The 20,201-nt window shown below is 72.9% G+C and carries 15 protein-coding genes; 8 read left to right on the top strand and 7 right to left on the bottom strand.

From position 1 onward, the window contains the following. Nucleotides 1–24: 24 nt before the first annotated feature. The 3 genes from Q2K19_RS15520 to valS are packed head-to-tail and all read left to right on the top strand — an operon-like array spanning nt 25 to nt 6,361. Nucleotides 25–1,839 carry an ABC transporter ATP-binding protein gene (locus Q2K19_RS15520; RefSeq protein ID WP_302771739.1) on the top strand — a complete coding sequence of 605 codons (1,815 nt, stop codon included), beginning with the start codon at nt 25–27 and terminating at the stop codon, nt 1,837–1,839. After that, a complete protein-coding gene (locus Q2K19_RS15515) occupies nt 1,836–3,743 on the top strand; it encodes an ABC transporter ATP-binding protein (protein WP_446839656.1) in 1,908 nt (635 codons plus the stop codon). Before Q2K19_RS15520 ends, Q2K19_RS15515 begins: the two co-directional genes overlap by 4 nt. A 53-nt stretch (nt 3,744–3,796) precedes the next feature. Then, complete coding sequence (gene valS, locus Q2K19_RS15510; protein WP_302771737.1) at nt 3,797–6,361, top strand: valine--tRNA ligase; 2,565 nt, start codon at nt 3,797–3,799, stop codon at nt 6,359–6,361. A 147-nt stretch (nt 6,362–6,508) separates the two neighbouring features. On the opposite strand, the gene Q2K19_RS15505 is transcribed toward valS, so the two are convergent. Genes Q2K19_RS15505 through Q2K19_RS15490 form a run of 4 tightly spaced genes read right to left on the bottom strand, consistent with a single transcriptional unit; the run spans nt 6,509 to nt 9,961 of the window. After that, a complete protein-coding gene (locus Q2K19_RS15505; protein ID WP_302771735.1) occupies nt 6,509–7,219 on the bottom strand; it encodes an ABC transporter permease in 711 nt (236 codons plus the stop codon). A 3-nt stretch (nt 7,220–7,222) separates the two neighbouring features. Next, complete coding sequence (locus tag Q2K19_RS15500) at nt 7,223–8,176, bottom strand: ABC transporter ATP-binding protein (protein ID WP_302771733.1); 954 nt, start codon at nt 8,174–8,176, stop codon at nt 7,223–7,225. Continuing rightward, nucleotides 8,173–9,054 carry an ABC transporter permease gene (locus Q2K19_RS15495; protein WP_302771731.1) on the bottom strand — a complete coding sequence of 294 codons (882 nt, stop codon included), beginning with the start codon at nt 9,052–9,054 and terminating at the stop codon, nt 8,173–8,175. The genes Q2K19_RS15500 and Q2K19_RS15495 overlap by 4 nt, the downstream gene beginning before the upstream one ends. Next, on the bottom strand, nt 9,047–9,961 hold the full coding sequence (locus Q2K19_RS15490; RefSeq protein WP_302771729.1) for an ABC transporter ATP-binding protein: 915 nt from the start codon (nt 9,959–9,961) through the stop codon (nt 9,047–9,049). The genes Q2K19_RS15495 and Q2K19_RS15490 overlap by 8 nt, the downstream gene beginning before the upstream one ends. A 166-nt stretch (nt 9,962–10,127) precedes the next feature. Here Q2K19_RS15490 and cysC point away from each other — a divergent pair, with 166 nt between their 5' ends. The 3 genes from cysC to galT all read left to right on the top strand — a co-directional run bounded on the left by cysC (nt 10,128) and on the right by galT (nt 13,677). Next, nucleotides 10,128–11,657, top strand: coding sequence for an adenylyl-sulfate kinase (cysC, locus tag Q2K19_RS15485; protein ID WP_302771727.1), 1,530 nt, complete (start codon nt 10,128–10,130; stop codon nt 11,655–11,657). 161 nt (nt 11,658–11,818) lie between these two features. After that, entirely contained in the window at nt 11,819–12,607 is a 789-nt protein-coding gene (locus Q2K19_RS15480; protein WP_302771725.1) for a DeoR/GlpR family DNA-binding transcription regulator, read from the top strand. Beyond that, nucleotides 12,604–13,677 carry a galactose-1-phosphate uridylyltransferase gene (galT, locus tag Q2K19_RS15475; RefSeq protein ID WP_302771723.1) on the top strand — a complete coding sequence of 358 codons (1,074 nt, stop codon included), beginning with the start codon at nt 12,604–12,606 and terminating at the stop codon, nt 13,675–13,677. The genes Q2K19_RS15480 and galT overlap by 4 nt, the downstream gene beginning before the upstream one ends. A gap of 252 nt (nt 13,678–13,929) precedes the next feature. Here galT and Q2K19_RS15470 read toward each other — a convergent pair whose 3' ends face one another. After that, nucleotides 13,930–15,147 (bottom strand): NADP-dependent isocitrate dehydrogenase, encoded by a 1,218-nt coding sequence (locus tag Q2K19_RS15470; protein WP_302771721.1) that lies wholly within the window; start codon nt 15,145–15,147, stop codon nt 13,930–13,932. Between the two features lie 136 nt (nt 15,148–15,283). Here Q2K19_RS15470 and Q2K19_RS15465 point away from each other — a divergent pair, with 136 nt between their 5' ends. Continuing rightward, complete coding sequence (locus Q2K19_RS15465; protein ID WP_302771719.1) at nt 15,284–16,120, top strand: MBL fold metallo-hydrolase; 837 nt, start codon at nt 15,284–15,286, stop codon at nt 16,118–16,120. A 30-nt stretch (nt 16,121–16,150) separates the two neighbouring features. Here Q2K19_RS15465 and mdh read toward each other — a convergent pair whose 3' ends face one another. Further along, nucleotides 16,151–17,101, bottom strand: coding sequence for a malate dehydrogenase (gene mdh, locus Q2K19_RS15460; protein ID WP_302771717.1), 951 nt, complete (start codon nt 17,099–17,101; stop codon nt 16,151–16,153). A 100-nt stretch (nt 17,102–17,201) separates the two neighbouring features. Beyond that, a complete protein-coding gene (locus Q2K19_RS15455; RefSeq protein ID WP_302771715.1) occupies nt 17,202–18,065 on the bottom strand; it encodes a bifunctional methylenetetrahydrofolate dehydrogenase/methenyltetrahydrofolate cyclohydrolase in 864 nt (287 codons plus the stop codon). Nucleotides 18,066–18,478: 413 nt separating this feature from the next. On the opposite strand from Q2K19_RS15455, the gene Q2K19_RS15450 reads away from it, so the two are divergent. Then, nucleotides 18,479–20,086, top strand: coding sequence for a peptide ABC transporter substrate-binding protein (locus tag Q2K19_RS15450; protein ID WP_302771713.1), 1,608 nt, complete (start codon nt 18,479–18,481; stop codon nt 20,084–20,086). The last annotated feature ends 115 nt before the right edge of the window (nt 20,087–20,201 follow it).

Below are 20,201 nucleotides of genomic sequence, written 5' to 3'. Positions count from 1 at the left end.
CCCAAATGCCGCTACCGTCGGATAGTGCGTGCGCAGAGCGACGGGCACCCGGCGGTGCGTCACGAAGCCCGGTACCACCCGCTGCGTAACCTCTGGCGGCTGCGTCCCTACCTCCGCCCGTACGCGACCGAGTTCGCCTGGCTGCTGCTCGCCGCCCTGGCCGCCACGGCGGCGAGCCTGGCCGTGCCGCTGGTGGTGCAGCGGGTGGTGGACGGGCCGGTGGCCCGGCACGACGTGGCCGGGCTGGTCCGGCTCGGCGCCCTCGCCCTGCTGCTCGGCCTGGCCGAGGCGGCGCTGATCTTCATCCGCCGGTGGACCCAGTCCTCCTCCTCGGTCGGGATGGAGGCGGCGATCCGCGCCGACATCTACGCCCACCTGCAACGCCTCCCGGCCGGCTGCCACGACCGCTGGCAGTCCGGCCAGCTCCTCTCCCGGATCACCAGCGACCTCTCGGTGATCCGGCGGTTCCTCTCCTTCGGCCTGCTCTTCCTGGTGCTCAACCTGGTCACCTACGCTGCCGTGGTGGTGCTGCTGATCCGGCTGCACCCCTGGCTCGGCCTGCTGGTCGCCGCCAGCGCCGTGCCGTTGTTCCTGATCAGCCGCCGGTTCGCCCGGCACTACCACGCCGCGTCCCGGCGGATGCAGGACCAGCAGGGCGACGTGGCCACGCTGGTCGAGGAGACCGCGCAGGGGCTGCGCACCATGCGGGCGTACGGGCGGGGGCCCGAGCTGGCCGCCCGGTTCGCCGGCGGCGCGCGGGCCCTGCACGACACCGGGATCGTTAAGGCGCGGCTGCTGGCCCGCACGTCGGCCCTGTTCGACCTGGTCCCCAACCTCACCCTCGGGACGGTGCTGGTGGCCGGGGCGGCGGCGGTGGCCGCCGGGGCGCTCACCATCGGCGAACTGGTCGCCTTCGTCAGCCTCCAGCTCATGCTGATCTGGCCGGTGCAGTCGCTCGGCTGGATCATCGCCAACGGCCAGGAGGCGGCCACCGCCGCCGACCGGATCCAGGAGTTGCTCGACACCCGGCCGGCCATCGTGGACGCCCCGCACGCCCGGGTGCTGGGGCGCGCCGAGGTCCGCGGCCGGCTGCGCTTCGAACGGGTGAGCTTCCGCTACCCGGGGACCGGCCCGCCGGTGCTGCGCGAGGTCGAGCTGACCGTCGAGCCGGGCGAGACGCTGGCCCTGGTCGGGGCGACCGGCTGCGGCAAGAGCACGCTGCTCTCGCTGGTCCCCCGGCTGCACGACGTCACCGGCGGCCGGATCACCCTGGACGGGCACGACCTGCGCGAGCTGCGGCTCGGGTCGCTGCGCCGGCTGGTCGGGGTGGCGTTCGAGGAGCCGACCCTCTTCTCCATGTCGGTCTGGGAGAACCTCACCCTGGGCCGGCCCGACGCCGGCGAGGACGAGGTCCGCGCCGCGCTCGCGCTGGCCCAGGCGGAGTTCGCGTACGGGCTGCCGTGGGGGCTGGCCACCCGAGTCGGCGAACAGGGGCTCTCCCTCTCCGGCGGGCAGCGGCAACGGCTGGCGCTGGCCCGGGCCGTGCTCGGCCGGCCCGCGCTGCTCGTCCTCGACGACCCGCTCTCCGCGCTCGACGTGCACACCGAGGCGCTGGTGGAGGCGGCACTGCGGCGGGTGCTGCGGGACACCACCGCGCTGCTGGTGGTGCACCGCCCCTCCACGGTGGCGCTCGCCGACCGGGTGGCGCTGCTCGACGGCGGGCGGATCGTCGCCGTCGGCGCCCACTCCGAGCTGCTGGCCGAGGTGCCGGCGTACCGGGCGGTGCTCTCCGCCGAGCCGGAGCGGCGCCGCGACGACGCCGGCCTGGTGCGCTCGTGACCGACGCCGCTCCGGGCGGGCCGGCCCGCGTCCCCCGGCCGCGCCGCGCCCCCGACGGCGACGACCTCGACCTGACCCGGTGGCGCGGGCGGGCCACCGACCCGGACGCCGACCGCAGCCGGGCCGAGGGCGCCACCCCGGCGGCGGTGGCCCGGCTCCGGGCCCGCAGCCGGCTGCTGCTCCGCCGGCTGCTGCGCCCGCACCGGGGTCGGCTCGGGGTGGCGGTCGCGCTGCTGCTGGTCCAGAACGCCGCCGCCATGGCCGGCCCGTACCTGGTCATGCTCGGTATCGACCGGGGCATCGCCCCGCTGCGGGCCGGCGACCCCGGCCCGCTGGTCGCCGTCGCCGCCGCCTTCGCCGTCGCCACCGGCACCGAGTACGTGGCCCGGCGCGGCTTCCTCACCCTCGCCGCCCGGATCGGCCAGGCCGTCCTGCTCGACCTGCGCCGCCGGGTGTACGGGCACTTCCTCCGCCTCGACGTGGGTTTCCACGAGCGCTACACCTCGGGCCGGATGGTGTCCCGGCTGACCAGCGATCTCGACTCGATCGCCGAGCTGGTCGACGGCGGGATCGACAAGCTGGTGATGGCCGCGCTGTCGGTGCTGTCCGTGGCGGGCATCCTGCTCTGGCTGGACCTGCCGCTGGCCTCGGTCACCCTGCTCGCGTTCCCGTTCCTGTTCTGGCTGTCCCGCTGGTTCGCCCGCGCGTCCGCCGGGGCGTACCGGCGGACCCGGGAGGCGGTCGCCCTGGTGATCGTCCACTTCGTCGAGTCGTTGCGCGGCATCCGGGCGGTGCAGGCCTACCGGCGGGAGCCGCGCAACCAGCGCATCTTCGCCGCGGTGAACGACGACTACCGGCAGGCCAGCCTGGACGCCTTCCGGCTGATCGCGGTCTACTCGCCCGGCATCCGGCTGATCGGCAACCTGACCGCCGCGGTGGTGCTGGCCTACGGCGGCGTCCGGGTGCTGAACGGCGGGACCGAGGTGGGGGTGCTCGCCGCGTTCCTGCTCTACCTGCGCCGCTTCTTCGAGCCGATGGAGGAGCTGAGCCAGTTCTACAACGCGTTGCAGTCGGCCACCGCCGCGCTGGAGAAGCTGGCCGGAGTGCTCGACGAGCGGCCCGCGGTGGCCGAGCCGGCGCGGCCCGTGCCGCTGCCCGCCGTCCGGCGCCGGGGCACCGTGGTCTTCCGGTCGGTCTCCTTCGGCTACCGGCCGGACGCGCCGATCCTGGCCGGGCTGGAGCTGACCGTGCCGGCCGGGCAGACGGTCGCGCTGATCGGGCCGACCGGCGCCGGCAAGTCCACCATCGCCAAGCTGCTCGCCCGGTTCCACGACCCGGCCGCCGGCACGGTCAGCCTGGACGGGGTCGACCTGCGGGACCTGGCCGACGCCGAACTGCGCCGCGCGGTGGTGCTGGTGACCCAGGAGAACCACCTGTTCAGCGGCTCGGTGGCGGAAAACATCCGGTTCGGCCGCCCGGACGCCGACGAGGCGGCGGTGGAGGCGGCCGCCCGAGCCATCGGCGCGCACGACTTCATCGCCGCGCTGCCCGACGGGTACGCCACCGACGTGCGCCGCCGCGGCGGCCGGCTCTCGGCCGGGCAGCGCCAGCTCGTCGCGTTCGCCCGGGCCTTCCTGGCCGATCCGCGGGTGCTGATCCTGGACGAGGCCACCTCGTCGCTGGACGTGCCCACCGAGCGCCTGGTGCAGCGGGCGCTGCGCAGCGTGCTGCGGGACCGCACCGCGGTGGTCATCGCGCACCGGCTCTCCACGGTGGAGATCGCCGACCGGGTGCTGGTGCTGGACGGCGGCCGGATCGTGGAGGACGGCCCGCCGGCCGAACTGGCCGCCGCCGGGGGCCGGTACGCCGACCTGCGCCGGCAGTGGCGCGACTCGCTGATCTGACCGCGACGGCATAACCCGTGGTCGGCACGTCACCGGGTGCCTACGATCGGCTGATGACCGATACGGCAAGGTCGGCCCGCGCCGGCGTCCCCGAGCGTCCCACCCTGGACGGCATCGAGGAGACCTGGGCGCGCCGCTGGCAGGAGGAGGGCACGTACGCGTTCGACCGCGCCAAGGAGCGCGGCGACGTGTACGCGATCGACACCCCGCCGCCGACCGTATCGGGCGAGCTGCACATGGGGCACGTCTTCTCGTACACGCACACCGACACGGTGGCCCGGTTCCAGCGGATGCGCGGCCGGACCGTCTTCTACCCGATGGGCTGGGACGACAACGGCCTGCCCACCGAGCGGCGGGTGCAGAACGTGTACGGCGTGCGGCCCGACCTGGCGCTGCCGTACGACCCGGACTGGCGGCCGCCGGCCGGGCCGGTGAGCGAGGCGGCCCGGAAGGATCCGCTGCCGATCTCCCGGCGCAACTTCATCGAGCTGTGCGAGCTGCTCACCGTGGACGACGAGAAGATCTTCGAGGCGCTCTGGCGGCGGCTCGGTCTCTCCGTGGACTGGTCCCTGACCTACACCACGATCGGGCGGGTGGCCCGGGCGACCAGCCAGCGGGCGTTCCTGCGCAACCTGGCCCGGGGCGAGGCCTACCAGGCGGAGGCGCCGACGCTCTGGGACGTCGGGTTCGCCACCGCGGTGGCCCAGGCCGAACTGGAGGACCGGGAGCGGCCGGGGGCCTACCACCGACTGCGCTTCGCCGGGCCGGGCGGCCGCGAGGTGCTGATCGACACCACCCGGCCGGAGCTGCTGCCGGCCTGCGTGGCGCTGGTCTGTCACCCCGACGACGAGCGGTACGCGGACCTGGTCGGCGGCTTCGTGCGTACCCCGCTCTTCGGGGTCGAGGTGCCGGTCCGCGCGCATCCGCTGGCGGACCCGGCGAAGGGCACGGGCATCGCGATGGTCTGCACGTTCGGTGACCTGGCCGACGTGACCTGGTGGCGGGAGCTGCAGCTGGACACCCGGGTGGTGATCGGCCGGGACGGGCGGCTGCTGCCCGAGCCGCCGGCCGGCGTGCCCGCCGAGCCCTACGCGGCGCTGGCCGGGCAGACCGTGAACGGCGCCCGGCGGACCATCGTGGAGCTGCTCTCCGACGCCGGCGACCTGGTGGGCGAGCCGCGCCCGATCACCCATCCGGTGAAGTTCTACGAACGCGGCGACCGGCCGCTGGAGATCGTCTCGACCCGGCAGTGGTACCTGCGCAACGGCGGCCGTGACCTCGGCCTGCGCGAGGAGCTGCTGGCCCGGGGCCGGGAGCTGCGCTGGGTGCCGGAGCACATGCGGCACCGCTACGAGCACTGGGTGGGCGGCCTGACCGGCGACTGGCTGGTCAGCCGGCAGCGCTTCTTCGGCGTGCCGGTGCCGGTGTGGTACCGGCTCGACGACGCTGGCGAGCCGGACTGGTCCCAGCCTCTCACACCGGACGAGTCGCTGCTGCCGGTCGACCCGTCCAGCGACCCGCCGCCGGGCTACGAGGAGGCGCAGCGCGGGGCGCCGGGCGGCTTCGCCGGCGACCCGGACGTGCTGGACACCTGGGCCACCTCGTCGTTGACCCCGCAGATCGTCGGCGGTTGGGAGACCGACCCGGACCTGTTCCGCCGGGTCTTCCCGATGGACCTGCGCCCGCAGGGGCAGGAGATCATCCGGACCTGGCTCTTCGACACGGTCGTCCGGGCCCACCTCGAGCAGGGCGTGCTGCCCTGGCGGGACGCCGTGCTCTCCGGCTGGATCCTCGACCCGGACCGGAAGAAGATGTCCAAGTCCAAGGGGAACGTGGTCACCCCGATGGGGCTGCTGGAGCAGCACGGCTCCGACGCGGTCCGGTACTGGGCGGCCACCGGCAAGCCCGGCATGGACCTGGCCTTCGACCCAGCCCAGATCAAGGTGGGGCGACGGCTCGCCACCAAGCTGCTCAACGCGTCGAAGTTCGCCCTCGGGCTGGGCGCCGCCGACGCGTTGCGCGCCCCGGCGACCGAGCCGCTGGACGCCGCCATGCTCGCCGAGCTCTCCGGTGTGGTGGCCACGGCGACCGCCGCCTTCGACGGGTACGACCACACGGCCGCGCTGATGGCGACGGAGGCGTTCTTCTGGCGGTTCTGCGACGACTACATCGAGCTGGTGAAGGAGCGCGCCTACGGCACCGGGCCGGGGGCCGACTCGGCCCGGGCGGCCCTGGCCACCGCGCTGTCGGTGCAGTTGCGGCTCTTCGCCCCGGTGCTGCCGTTCGTCACCGAGGAGGTCTGGTCCTGGTGGCGGTACGGCTCGGTGCACCGCGCCCCGTGGCCCACCACCTACGAGGTGGGCCGGGCCGTGCAGGCGCCGGGCGACCCGGAGCTGCTGCGGCTGGCGGCCGACGCGCTGGGCCAGGTGCGTCGGGCCAAGTCGGAGCGGAAGCTGTCGATGAAGGCGGAGGTGCCGCTGGCCGAGGCGCTCGGCCCGGCCGCCCTGCTCGACCAGCTCACCCTGGTCGCCGACGACCTGCGGGCGGCGGGCCGGATCGCCAAGCTCGACCTGCTCCCCGACCGCACCCCCGAACTCGTCGTCGCCTGCGCCTTCTGAGGTGCAAGGAGGGGCCCCCTGTTAACGCCTGGCGTAGAGCAGGGGCCCCTTCTTAACACCTGCGCTTCCCCGCGGGGCTCTGTGCGCGGTGTTAACAGGGGTCCCTTCCTCTACCGGAGGCGTTAACAGGGGCCCCCTCCTTACCCGTCAGCTCGTTTCGCCGGCCACGCTGAAGGAGCGGAGGCGGTCGACGGCGAGCACCGTGAAGCCGACCACGACGAGGCCGGTGAGCACGGCGGCGACCGGAACCGAGACCGTGGTGGCGAGCAGGTCGGTGGGGGCCATTCGGTCGGCCAGCGCGATCACCCACTGCTGAATGGAGAGCACCTTGGTGCCGTCCACGAACCGGCCCAGCAGCCCCTCCCAGATCAGCACGTAGACCAGGCCGAGCAGCACCGGCCGGCGGGTGAGCAGACTCAGCGCCAGGAACAGCGCCGAGTACGCCAGCGCGCCCAGCGCCGACGCGGCGGCCAGGGCCAGTCCGAGGCGTACCGAATCGGCGAGCACGCCCGCGACGTAGAGCGGCACGGCGACGGTGACCGCGGTGACCCCGGTGGCCACCGCCAGCTTCGGCAGCACGATCTGCCAGCGCGGCAGCGGCTTGGTGAGGATGTGCACCACTGTGCCGTCATCGATCTCGGCGCCGAGCACCCCGGTGCCGACGATCAGCGCGACGACCGGCAGCACCACGGCGAGCCCGAGGCCGACCAGCACCGGCGGGCCCCACTGGCCCGGGTCCACGCCGAGCGAGCGGGAGAGGATGGCCAGCGCCAGCAGCAGCACGGGCAGCGGGAGCAGCAGCAGGAACCGGCGCCGGCCGAAGAGTCCGCGCGCGGTGATCCAGGTAACCGTCGACATGGGTCAGCTCCCCACCAGGTAGGAGAAGACGCTCTCCAGGGATTCGTCCTCGGGCGTCAGCGACCGGACCCGGACGCCCCGGGCCAGCGCGATCTTGGGCAGCGCCCGGGTGAAGGCGCCGTAGTCGCCGGCCCGGACGGTCAGCCCCTCCCGGCCCAGCTCCACCCCGGTCACCGACTCCTCGGCGATCAGCGCGACCGCGAGGGCCCGGTCGTCGGTGGAGCGCACCCGGAAAACGTGCGGGCGGTTGGTCATCAGCCGGCGGATGGTCCGGTAGTCGCCGGAGGCGGCCAGCCGGCCGGCGACCATCACCTGCACGGTGCCGGAGACCTGCTCGACCTCCTCCAGGATGTGCGAGCTGAACAGGATGGTCCGGCCGGCGTCGCCGAGCCGGTGCAGCAGGGCCATCATGTGCAGCCGCTGCCGCGGATCCATCCCGTTGAACGGCTCGTCGAGGAGCAGCACCTGCGGGTCGTGCACCAGGGCGGCGGCCACCCGGGTGCGCTGCCGCATGCCCTTCGAGTACGTGCCGATCCGCCGGTCCTGCGCGTCCGCCATCTCGACCAGGTCGATCGCCCGGCGGGCCGCCGCCTCCGGATCGGGCAGCCGGTGCAGCTTCGCGCTGGCCAGCACGAACTCGTACGCGGTGAGGAAGGCGTGCACCGCCTCCCGCTCGCTGACCAGGCCCAGCCGGCGGTAGACACCCGGGTTGCGCCAGGTGGGCGCGCCGTCCAGGGTGACCGCGCCCCGGGACGGGGCGAGGAAACCGGCCATCATGTGCAGCAGAGTGGTCTTCCCGGCGCCGTTCGGCCCGAGCAGGCCGGTCACCCCCGGCCCGAGCCGCATGGTGACGTCGTTGACCGCCACCACGTTGCCGTACCAGCGGGAGACGCCGGCGAGGTCGAGGGTGGCGGCGGGCGTGGCCGGGGCCGCCACCTCCGCGCTGATCGTGGTCATCGGGTGGCCACCTTCCGGTATCGCAGCAGCAGCAGGGCGACGCAGCCGGCCACCAGCAGCACGGCGGCGGCCACGTAGACCGGCCCGAAGCCGCCGATCTGATAATCGGTCTGCCCGTTGGGAACGAGCAGGTCGCCGAGGGTGTACTCGCCGACGGCGTGGATCAGGGCGGTGGGCGAACCGAGCATCGCCAGCTCGTTGACCGTCCGGGACGGCATGATCGACAGGATGCCGACGATCGGGGCGGTCATCAGGAACACGGCCACGATGCCGCCGGCCGCGAACGCCCGCTTGCCGGTGAGCGAGGCGATCAGCAGCCCGACCGAGGCGAAGACCACCGCCCAGAGCGCCGCGTAGAGCAGGCCGGGCAGCAGGTCGCCCAGCTCGGTCCAGACGCCGTGCAGCCCGTCCTTGGTGGTGAACGCCGCCCCGAGGAACATCACCAGCTGCGGCGCGCCGAGCAGTAGCCAGAGCGCGCTGACCAGCGCGCCGAGCTTGGCCAGGGCGTAGTCGCCACGCGGCAGCGGGCGGGAGAAGTAGAGCGGCAGCACACCGCTGAGCAGGTCGCGGGAGACCAGCTCCGGCCCGACCACCGCGACGAAGAAGATGACCAGCCAGCTCATCGCGTCGGCGAACTGGGCGTACGTCATGACAACCTGGCCGGTCTGGGTCCGGACCGCGGTAACCCCGGCGGCCACCACCAGCACGATGCCCATCACCAGCCAGGGGAAGATCTTCGCCTTGGCGGACCGGCCCAGCCCGAAGGCGGTACGCAGCCCGTGCACGTAGAGCGCGCCGAGGACGTGCCGGCGGCCCAGCCGCGGCCCGGTGTAGCGCTGGTAGCCGATGTCGTGGATGACGCCGGTCGGCTCAGACATGGCTGGGCTCCCTCGTGGCGAAGAGTTCGGCCACCCGGTGCCGCCGCTGGTCCAGCCGGTGCAGCGGCAGGTCCAGCTCGGCGACCGCGCCGAGGATCAGGTCGTAGGTGACGTCGTCGGCGAGCGGGACGAGCAGCAGCCGCCCGTCCCGGGACACCGGCAGGCCGAGCCCGGCGAGCCGGGCGGCGAGGTCCTCGGTGCCCTCGCTGACCTCGACGGCCAGCACGTCGGTGGCCGAGGTCATCGCGGCGACCCGGTCGGCCCGCAGCAGCCGCCCACCGTCGATGGCGACCAGGGTGTCGCAGATCCGCTCGACCTCGCCGAGCAGGTGCGAGCAGACCACCACGGAGATGCCGAACTCGGTGCCGATCCGGTGGATGAGGGCGAGCATGGCGTCCCGGCCGGCCGGGTCGAGGCCGTTGGTCGGCTCGTCCAGCAGCAGCAGGTCGGGGTCGTGCACCAGGGCCTGGGCGAGCTTCACCCGCTGCTTCATGCCGGTGGAGTAGCCGCCGACGGCGCGGTGGCGCTCCTCGTGCAGGCCGACGTGGCGCAGCGCCTCGGAGGCCCGCTCCCGGGCGACCGTGCGGGGCAGGCCGCTCATCCGGCCCAGGTGGGTCACCAGCTCGGCGGCGGACAGGTCCGGTGGCAGGGCGTCGTGCTCGGGCATGTAGCCGACCCGGGCGCGGACCGCCGCCGGGTCGGTGGTGGGGTCGAGGCCGAGCACGGAGACCCGGCCACTGGTCGGCGCGAGCAGACCCAGCAGGATCTTGATCAGCGTGGACTTGCCGGCGCCGTTCGCGCCGACCAGCCCGATGATCCCCGGCTCGACCGACACGGTGAGATCGGTCAACGCGGTGACCCGACCTCCGTACGTCTTGGTCAGCGACTCGGTCGCGAGCAGTGTCACGGGGTACAGCGTAGGAAGGCGGGGCACGCCCGGGCACCGGGAAACGCTCGGGGTTGCCCCTGATTCCGCCCGGATGGGGGGCGCGGACCCGCGGAAGGAGTGGCGCTCTCGACCGAATGGCGATGGGCTGAGAAACTGTGGACCGGCCGGTGACGTTGGGGGTCTGATGAGCAACGGGTGGGTGCTGCCCGAGGACGTGTTGCGGGACGCGCCGACGTACGCGCTCCGGGCCGCTGAGCTGGCCGATCTGGAGTTGCTGCTGACCGGGGCGTACGCCCCGCTGACCGGCTTCATGACCCGCGCCGACCTGACCTCGCTGAGCCGCCGCGGCCGGCTCGCCGACGGCACGCCGTGGCCGGTGCCGGTGACCCTCCAGGTGCCGGCGCCGCTGGCCGACGGGCTGGAACTGGACGACCCGCTGCGCCGGGCGCTGGTGCTCACCGACGGCGAGGGCGCCCCGGTGGCCGCGATGGACGTGACCGACGTCTGGCCGGTCCGCACCGGCGTGGTCGGCGTGGGCGGCGCGGTCCGCCGGTTGGGCGACGGCGGCCACGGGCCGTTCCAGCGGCTGCGCCGCGACCCGGAGGAGATCCGCGCGCTGCTGCCGCCGGGGCGGGTGCTCGGGGTCTTCGCCGACCGTCCGCTGCACCGGCCGCAGCTGGCCCAGATCGCCCACGCCGCGCGCACCCTGGGCGCGCACCTGCTGGTGCTGATCCCGGTGGGCGAGGAGGCGACCGGCGGGGTGCCGGCCGAGGCGCTGGTGCGCAGCGTGTTCGCCGCCCGGGACCGGATGCCCCCGGCCACCCTGGTGGCGGTGCCGCTGGCCCGCCGCCCGGACGAGATCAGCGACGCCCTGCTGCGGGCCCGGGTCGCCGCGGCGTACGGGGTGACCCACCTGCTCTCCACCGAGGGCATGCTCTCCGGGGCCGGCCTGCGGGTGCTGCTGCCCCGGGAGCTGGCCTACGACAACCGGGACGGGCAGTGGCGCTGGCGGGAGGACATCCCGCCGCGCAACCGGCGGCTGGCGCTCCGCCAGGACGAGATCGACGACCTGCTGGACCGGGGCTTCCCGCTGCCCGAGTGGCACACCCCGCCGGCGGTGGCGAAGGAGCTGGCCCGGGCTCGCCCGCCGCGTCGGCACCGCGGCCTGGTGGTCTTCCTGACCGGCCTCTCCGGTTCCGGCAAGTCGACCATCGCCCGCGGCCTGGCCGACCTGCTGCGCGAGGGCGGCGACCGCACGATCACCCTGCTCGACGGGGACGTGGTGCGCCGGGAGCTCTCCGCGGGGCTGGGCTTCAGCAAGGCCGACCGGGACGCCAACGTCCGCCGGATCGGCTGGGTGGCCGCCGAGATCGCCCGGCACCGGGGCGTGGGCATCTGCTGCCCGATCGCCCCGTACGCGGCCGCCCGGCTCATCGCCCGGGAGATGGCGACCGCCGCCGGGGCCGGCTTCCTGCTGGTCCACGTCGCGACTCCGCTGGCGGTCTGCGAGCAGCGCGACCGCAAGGGCCTGTACGCCCGCGCCCGGGCCGGCCTGCTGACCGGGATGACCGGCATCGACGACCCGTACGAGGAGCCGACCGACGCGGACCTGGTGGTGGACACCACGGACCTGACCGTCGAGGAGGCGGTGCAGCGGGTGATGGATCACCTGACCGAGACCGGCTGGGTGGAGCCGCGCCTCCAGTCCGCCTGATTCCTGCCGCCGACCGCCGCCGTCCCGGACCGGGGACGGCGGCGGTTCGCGTATGCCCACCCCTTCCTTCCGCCGTGCGCCGGTGCGCGCTAGTGTTCATCTTTGTTGGAACACGTTCGACCGCGTGGGCACGTGGTCGAGGAAGCCGGAGGTGACGGCGGGTGCTGGCGCGGCAGCGGCAGGCGGCCATCCTGGAGCGGGTCCGCGCCGCCGGAGGCGTACGGGTCACTCAGCTCGCCGCCGAGTTCGGCGTCTCCGACATGACCATCCGGCGCGACCTGGAAACGCTGCACGAGCAGGGCCTGCTGGCCAAGGTGCACGGCGGGGCCACCCTCGCCGGCCCCGGCTCGACCGACGAGCCCGGCTTCCACGCCAAGTCGATCCGCCAGTCCGCCGAGAAGGCCGCCATCGCCGCCCGGGCGGCGCAGCTGGTCCGCCCCGGCGCCGCGGTCGCCCTCTCCGCCGGCACGACCACCGCCGAGCTGGCCCGCCGCCTGGTCGATGTGCCGGGGCTGACCGTGGTGACGAACTCGCTGCCGGTGGCCGAGATCCTGCACATCGGCGGCCGGCCGGACCAGACCGTGGTGCTGACCGGCGGGGTGCGCACCCCCTCCGACGCGCTGGTCGGCCCGCTGGCCGTGGCGGCGCTCGGGGCGCTCCACCTGGACCTGCTCTTCCTCGGCGTGCACGGGATCAGCGAGCGGGCCGGCTTCACCACCCCGAACCTGATGGAGGCGGACACCGACCGGGCCCTCGTCGCGGCCGCCGACCGGCTGGTCGTGCTCGCCGACCACACCAAGTGGGGCACGGTCGGCATCTCCTCGATCGTCGGCCTGGACGCGGCGGACGTGCTGGTCAGCGACGACCGGTTGGCGCCGGACGCGCGACGGGTACTGGAGGACCGGGTGGGCGAGCTGATGCTGGTGCCGGCCACGGAGGGAGCGGAGTGAAGCGCACGCAGATCGAGCTGGCCGACGGCCGCGAGCTGATCTACTTCGACGAGCGGGACGACGCGGTCCGCGACCAGCCGGACCGGCGGGAGCTGCCCCCACCACCGCCGGCGTCCCAGCTCCGGTACGACCCGCTCACCGACGAGTGGGTGGCGGTGGCGGTGCACCGGCAGACCCGGACCTTCCTGCCCCCGGCGGACGAGTGCCCGCTCTGCCCGTCCCGGGACGGCCGGCTCAGCGAGATCCCGGCCCCCGACTACGACGTGGCCGTCTTCGAGAACCGCTTCCCCTCGCTGAGCCAGCGGGTCGCGGAGGAGCCGGCCGAGATCACCCCGTTCACCCCGGTCCGCGCCGGGCGCGGCCGGTGCGAGGTGGTCTGCTTCACCGACGACCACACCGCCTCGTTCGCCAGCCTCTCCCCCGGCCGGGTCCGGACCGTCGTGGACGCCCTCGCCGACCGGACCACCGCGTTGGGTGCGCTGCCCGGCGTCGAGCAGGTCTTCCCGTTCGAGAACCGGGGCGTGGAGATCGGCGTGACCCTGCACCACCCGCACGGCCAGATCTACGCGTACCCGTTCGTCACGCCCCGGACCCGCACCATGCTCGCGGCGGCCCGTCGGCACGCCGACCGCACCGGCGGCAACCTGTACGCGGACGTGCTCGCCGCCGAACGCGCCGCCGGCGACCGGGTGGTGGCCGCCAACGAGCACTGGACGGCGTACGTCCCGGCGGCGGCGCGCTGGCCGTTCGAGGTGCACGTCGCCCCGCACCGGCCGGTGCCGGACATCCCGGCCCTGGACGACGCCGAGCGGGACGCGTTCGGCCCGCTCTACCTGGACCTGCTGCGTCGCTTCGACGGGCTGTTCGACCTGCCGATGCCGTACATCGCCGCCTGGCACCAGGCCCCGGTCCGGGTGGACCGCGAGCTGGGGCACCTGCACCTGCAGCTGTTCAGCATCCGGCGGGCCAGGGACAAGCTGAAGTACCTGGCCGGCTCCGAGTCCGCGATGGGCGTGTTCATCAACGACGTCGCGCCCGAGCGGGCGGCGGAACTGCTCCGCGCCGCCTGACGCCCGCACAACAGGGCGCGGGGGGCCCGGGACAGGGCCCCCCGCAAGGGAAGGGACGGCCGGCTGTGTGCGACAGCCGGGAAGGTTGCTGGTCGGCACTCGCGCCGCGAGGCGACCGCGGGTCAACCTTCCGTGGACGGGACTGGCATCGCGTCCACCCTGTTCAACGAGGCGCGCCACCGGCGGTGACGCGGCCGGGCACGACGGAGCCCGCCGGCCGACGGCCGACGGGCTCCGGTGCGACGGTGACGATCAGGCGGCGAGCTTGCGAGCCAGGTTCTCGTCGAGCGCGTTCATGAACTCGTCGGTGGTCAGCCACGGGGCGTCCCGCGAGATGAGCAGCGCGAGGTCCTTGGTCATCTGGCCGCCCTCGACGGTGTCGACGATGACCTGCTCCAGGGTGTTGGCGAACTCGGTGACCGCCGGGGTGCCGTCCAGCTTGCCCCGGTGGGCCAGGCCCCGGGTCCAGGCGTAGATCGAGGCGATCGGGTTGGTCGAGGTCTTCTCGCCCTTCTGCCACTGCCGGTAGTGCCGGGTGACAGTGCCGTGCGCGGCCTCGGCCTCGACGGTGCGGCCGTCCGGGGAGAGCAGCACGGAGGTCATCAGGCCGAGCGAGCCGAAGCCCTGCGCGACGGTGTCGGACTGCACGTCACCGTCGTAGTTCTTGCAGGCCCAGACGTAGCCGCCCTCCCACTTGAGCGCGGCGGCGACCATGTCGTCGATCAGCCGGTGCTCGTAGGTGATGCCGGCGGCGTCGAACTCCGACTTGAACTCGTTCTCGAACACCTCGGCGAAGATGTCCTTGAACCGGCCGTCGTACGCCTTGAGGATGGTGTTCTTGGTCGACAGGTAGACCGGGTAGCCGCGGTCCAGGCCGTACCGGAACGAGGCGCGGGCGAAGTCCCGGATCGAGTCGTCGAAGTTGTACATGCCCATGGCGATGCCGCCGCCGGGGAAGTTGGCGACCTCCATCTCCATCGGCGCGCCGCCGTCGGCCGGGGTGTAGGTGATGGTCACCGTGCCCGGGCCGGGGACGACGAAGTCGGTGGCCTTGTACTGGTCGCCGTGCGCGTGCCGGCCGATGATGATCGGCTTGGTCCAGCCGGGGACGAGCCGCGGCACGTTGGACATGATGATCGGCTCACGGAAGACGACGCCGCCGAGGATGTTGCGGATGGTGCCGTTCGGCGACCGCCACATCTTCTTCAGGCCGAACTCCTCCACCCGGGCCTCGTCCGGGGTGATGGTGGCGCACTTGACGCCGACGCCGTGCTCCTTGATGGCGTTGGCGGCGTCGACGGTGACCTGGTCGTCGGTGGCGTCGCGGTGCTGGATCGACAGGTCGTAGTAGTGCAGGTCGACGTCGAGGTACGGCAGGATCAGCTGCTCCCGGATCTGCTTCCAGATGATCCGGGTCATCTCGTCGCCGTCGATTTCCACGACCGGGTTGTTTACCTTGATCTTCGCCATCGGCCGGCGCTCCTCTCGGGGGACACGTGCTCAAGCAGTACGAGCGTACTGCAAACGGACCGGGGCTCCCCAGCCGGCCTCACCCCGCGCCGGACGCGGGGTCGCCCGGGACGGGCCGCGGTGGCATCCTTCCCGGATGCCGCTGACTCACACGGTCGGGTCTATCACGGTCACCGCCCTGCCCGACGGGGCGGGTCCCTTCTTCCAACCCCGCGAGGAGGCGTTCCCGGACGCCACCCCGGCGCAGTGGCGGGAGGCGGACCGGCGGGACCCCGAGACGGTCACTCCGGACGGCCGCTGGTGGCTGCCGTTCCGCTGCTTCGCGCTGCGTGCCGGGGACGGGCCGGTGACCCTGGTCGACGCCGGGATCGGCCCGGCCGAGGCGCTCGCGGCGAGCTGGGCGCCGGTGCCCGGGCGGCTCCCCGAGGAACTGGCCGCCGCCGGCATCGACCCGGCGGACGTGCGCACCGTGGTGCTCACCCACCTGCACACCGACCACGTGGGCTGGGCGGGCCCGCTCTTTCCGAACGCGGACCATCTGGTGCAGCGCGCCGAGCTGGCCGCGCTGGAGTTGTTCCACCCCGAGCTGCCGGCCCGGCTCCTGGGCCCGTTGCGCGCCGCCGGCCAGCTCCGGGTGGTCGACGGAGACCGCGACCTCACCCCCGGGGTACGCCTGCTCGCCACGCCCGGACACACCCCTGGCCACCAGTCCGTGCTGGTCGACTCCGGCGCCGACCGCCTGCTGGTCACCGGCGACCTCCTGGTCCACACCCTTCAACTCGTCGACCCGGCCCTCGCCTACGCCCACGAGGAGGACCCCGCACTGGCCCGCACCTCCCGCACCGGCCTCCTGGACTCCCTCGCCCACCGCGGCCCGGCCACGCTCGCCACCCCCCACCTGGGCCACCCCTTCACCCCCCTCCCCCGCCCCTCCCGCGGGGAGCGGGACGGCGAAGGGGCGGGCCGGCGGTAGCCGGGCCCGCCCCTTCGGGAGGTGCTCAGGTCACATGTTGGCGACGTCGCCCTGCTTGGCGCGGACCGCCTCGGCGGCCGCCTTGAGGGCGGCCAACTCGTCGGCGTCCAGGTCGGTCTCGACGACCCGCTTGACGCCCTCGGCGCCGATCTCGGCCTCGACGCCCAGGTAGACGCCGGAGATGCCGTACTGCCCGTCGACCCAGGCGCACACCGGCAGGATCTCGCCGGAGTCCTCGGCGACCGCCTTGGCCATCCGGGCGGCGGCGGCCGACGGGGCGTAGTACGCCGAGCCGGTCTTCAGCAGCGCCACGACCTCGGCGCCACCGTTGCGGGTCTTGACGACCAGCTCCTCAATCTGCTCGGCCGGCATGGCGTCGCGCAGCGGCTTGCCGTCCACGGTGCTCTTCGAGGGGACCGGGACCATGGTGTCGCCGTGCGAGCCCAGGGTCAGGGTCTTCACCGACTTCACCGGCACGTTCAGCGCCTCGGCCACGAAGTTGGTGAACCGGGCGGTGTCCAGCATGCCGGCCTGGCCGAGCACCCGGTTCTTCGGGAACTGGGTGGCGAGCTGGGCCAGCGCGGTCATCTCGTCGAGCGGGTTGGAGACGACGATGACGACGGCGTTCGGCGCGTACTTGGCGACGTTCTCGGAGACCTGACGGACGATCTTGGCGTTGGTCTCGAGCAGGTCCATCCGGCTCATGCCCGGCTTGCGGGGCAGGCCGGCCGTGATCACGACGACGTCCGAGCCCTCGATGGCCTCGTAGCCCTCGCCGTTCGGGCCGGTGGTGACGCCGACGACCTTGGTCTCGAAGCCCTCGACCGCGCGCGACTGGTTGAGGTCCAGCGCGAGACCGGCCGGCTTGCCCTCCACGATGTCGGTGATCACGACGGTGTCGAAGACGTCGTACTCGGCCAGGCGCTGTGCGGTGGTGGAGCCGTAGAAGCCGGCGCCGACGACAGTGACCTTCTTACCCATGGTCGTCCCACTCCCCTGATACCAGTCGGTTTTCCGGACCGTATCAGCCATCCTGGCACCGATCGGGCCAGGGGCGGACGGTTATGGCGTGCTTGGGCGGTCAGACCTGCTGCTCGGCGCGCTCCACCACGTTGGTCAGCAGCATGGCCCGGGTCATCGGGCCGACCCCGCCCGGCATCGGCACCAGCTTGCCCGCCACCTCGGCCACCTCCGGGTCGACGTCGCCGGTGTAGCGGCCCTTGCCGTCGGCGCCGATCACCCGGGTGATGCCCACGTCGACCACGGTGGCGCCCGGCGTGATCATGTCGACGGTGAGCAGGCCCGGCACCCCGGCCGCCACGATCACGATGTCCGCCTCGCGGGTGTGCGCGGCCAGGTCCAGCGTGCCGGTGTGGCAGAGGGTCACGGTGGCGTTCTCGCTGCGGCGGGTGAGCAGCAGGCCGAGCGGCCGGCCCACGGTGTTGCCCCGGCCCACCACCGCCACCTTCGCACCGCGCAGCGGGACCTCGTGCCGGCGCAGCAGCTCGACGATGCCCCGCGGGGTGCAGGGCAGCGGCCCTTCGTAGCCGAGCACCAGCCGGCCGAGGTTGACCGGGTGCAGGCCGTCCGCGTCCTTGGCCGGGTCGATCATCTCCAGCGCCCGCTGCGTGTCGAGCTGGACCGGGAGCGGGAGCTGGACGATGTAGCCGTGGCACGCCGGGTCGGCGTTCAGCTCGGCCAGGACCGCGTCGAGCTGCTCCTGGGTGGCGTCCGCGGGCAGCTCGCGCCGGATCGAGGCGATGCCCACCTCGGCGCAGTCCCGGTGCTTGCCGTTCACGTACGCCTGGGAGCCGGGATCGCCGCCGACCAGGACCGTGCCGAGCCCGGGGGTGATGCCCCGTTCCGCCAGCGCCTTGACCCGCGTCCGCAGCTCGTCCTTGATCTCCGCCGCGGTCGCCTTGCCGTCCAGGATCGTCGCCGTCACTACCAGATCGTCTCACGCCGCCGAACCGGCGGGCCGATGACGGCAAACGGTCACGATCTGTTACGTGGCCATTGTCACTAACAGTCACATCCTGTGGTCTTTTCCACACCTCGGCTCGGACAGGCGCCCGGAAACCGGCGAGACCCGACAGCCCGCCGAGGCGGGCAGGACCGGGACGGAGCGGCCCGACGGGTGCCGCAAGACGCCGGGCGACAGCCCGGCTGGGCAGGAGTTACGTCGCTTGGCATTACCACAGCACGTGGCAGCCAACAAGGAGTCCATGCCGACTCCGTTATCGCATCGCAATGGCTTCGTTGTCGAAGCCTGACCACCGACCTACCGTTACCGAGCGTTGCGCAGCGTTACCCAGCGTCGGGCCTGACTGCGCACTGTGAGGAGATGAGGAGACTCCCATGCGAGTTCGTAGACTCGCCGCCTGGGCCGCCCTCCCGCTCGTGGTGACGCTGGGCCTGACGGCCTGCGGCAACGGCGGGAACGGCGGATCGAGCGGCAGCGGCCAGGATGCGGCGGTCAGCATCCAGATTTCCGAGCCGCAGCACCTGGTTCCGACCAACACCACCGAAACGTCCGGCTCGCAGGTGCTCGCCGGCCTGTTCAGCCCGCTCGTCGACTACGACGCGCAGAACAAGCCGTACGAGGTCGCGGCCCAGTCGGTGACGCCGTCCGACAACAACAAGGTCTGGACGATCAAGCTCAAGGACGGGTTCACCTTCCACAACGGCGAGAAGGTCACGTCCGACGACTACATCAACGCCTGGAACTACGGCGCGTACGCGCCCAACGGCCAGGGCGCCAGCTACTTCTTCGAGAAGATCGCGGGCTACCAGGACCTGCAGGGTGACAAGCCGAAGGCCAAGACGATGTCCGGCCTGAAGAAGCTGGACGATCTGAGCTTCCAGGTGACGCTCGCCGAGCCGTACATCGACTTCGAGTCCATGCTCGGCTACACCGCGTTCTATCCGCTGCCGAAGGCCGCGTTCTCCGCGCCGGGCGTGCTCAACGACTCGTACGAGCAGGCGCCGATCGGCCAGGGTCCGTTCAAGATCAAGGGCACCTGGCAGCACGACGCCAAGATTGACGTCGAGCGCTACGACGCGTACCCGGGCGAGAAGCCCAAGGTGAAGGACGTCGAGTTCCGGGTCTACCAGCAGCTCACCGCGGCGTACTCGGACCTGCAGTCGGACAACCTCGACGTGCTGCCGACGATCCCGACCGAGAACCTGAGCACCGCGCCGAGCGACCTGGGCGACCGCTACCAGACCAGCCCGATGTCGTCGTTCCAGTTCCTGGCCTTCCCCACCTTCGAGAAGGACTACAGCAACCCGGACGTGCGCAAGGCGATCTCGATGGCGATCGACCGTGACGAGATCACCAAGTCGATCTTCAAGGGTTCGCAGCAGTCGGCCCGCTCGTTCGTCTCGCCGGTCCTGCCGGGCTACCGGGACAACACCACGGGTGCTGCGGGTCAGTTCAACCCGACCGAGGCCAAGAAGCTCTACCAGGCCGCCGGCGGCCCGTCGAAGATCACCATCTCCTACAACGGGGACGGCGGTCACAAGGACTGGGTCGACGCGACCTGCAACCAGCTCAAGGCCAACCTGGGCGTCGACTGCGTCGGCTCGGCCGAGCCGAAGTTCGCCGACCTGCTGACCAAGGTCGAGAAGAAGCAGCCGGTGGGTCTGTTCCGGATGGGCTGGGTCATGGACTACCCCTCGATGGAGGACTACCTCGGCCCGCTCTACAGCACCAACGGTTCGTCGAACTACTACGGCTACAGCAACCCGGAGTTCGACCGCCTGGTCAAGGAGGGCTCGGCCGCGCCCACCCAGGAAGAGGCGATCAAGAAGTACCAGCAGGCCGAGGACATCCTGGCCAAGGACATGCCGGTGATCCCGCTCCGCTTCGGCGAGAACGTGTACGGGCACTCCGCCAAGGTCAAGAACGTCCAGATGGACCTGTTCCAGCGGGTCAACCTCGTCAAGATCGAGGCGGCCAGCTGAGCTGATCGTGGCACGGGCCACCCGGGGCGACCCGGGTGGCCCGTGCACGCGGCGGTCCGGCTCGCTGGCACCCCGCCGGGCCGGTCTCGGCGCCGGTCCCCACCGGACCGGACGC

Source organism: Micromonospora sp. NBRC 110009 (genome assembly GCF_030518795.1).
Taxonomy (GTDB): domain Bacteria; phylum Actinomycetota; class Actinomycetes; order Mycobacteriales; family Micromonosporaceae; genus Micromonospora.
The sequence above is the reverse complement of the archived record's forward strand: the minus strand, read 5'-3'. Positions and strand labels throughout refer to the sequence as shown.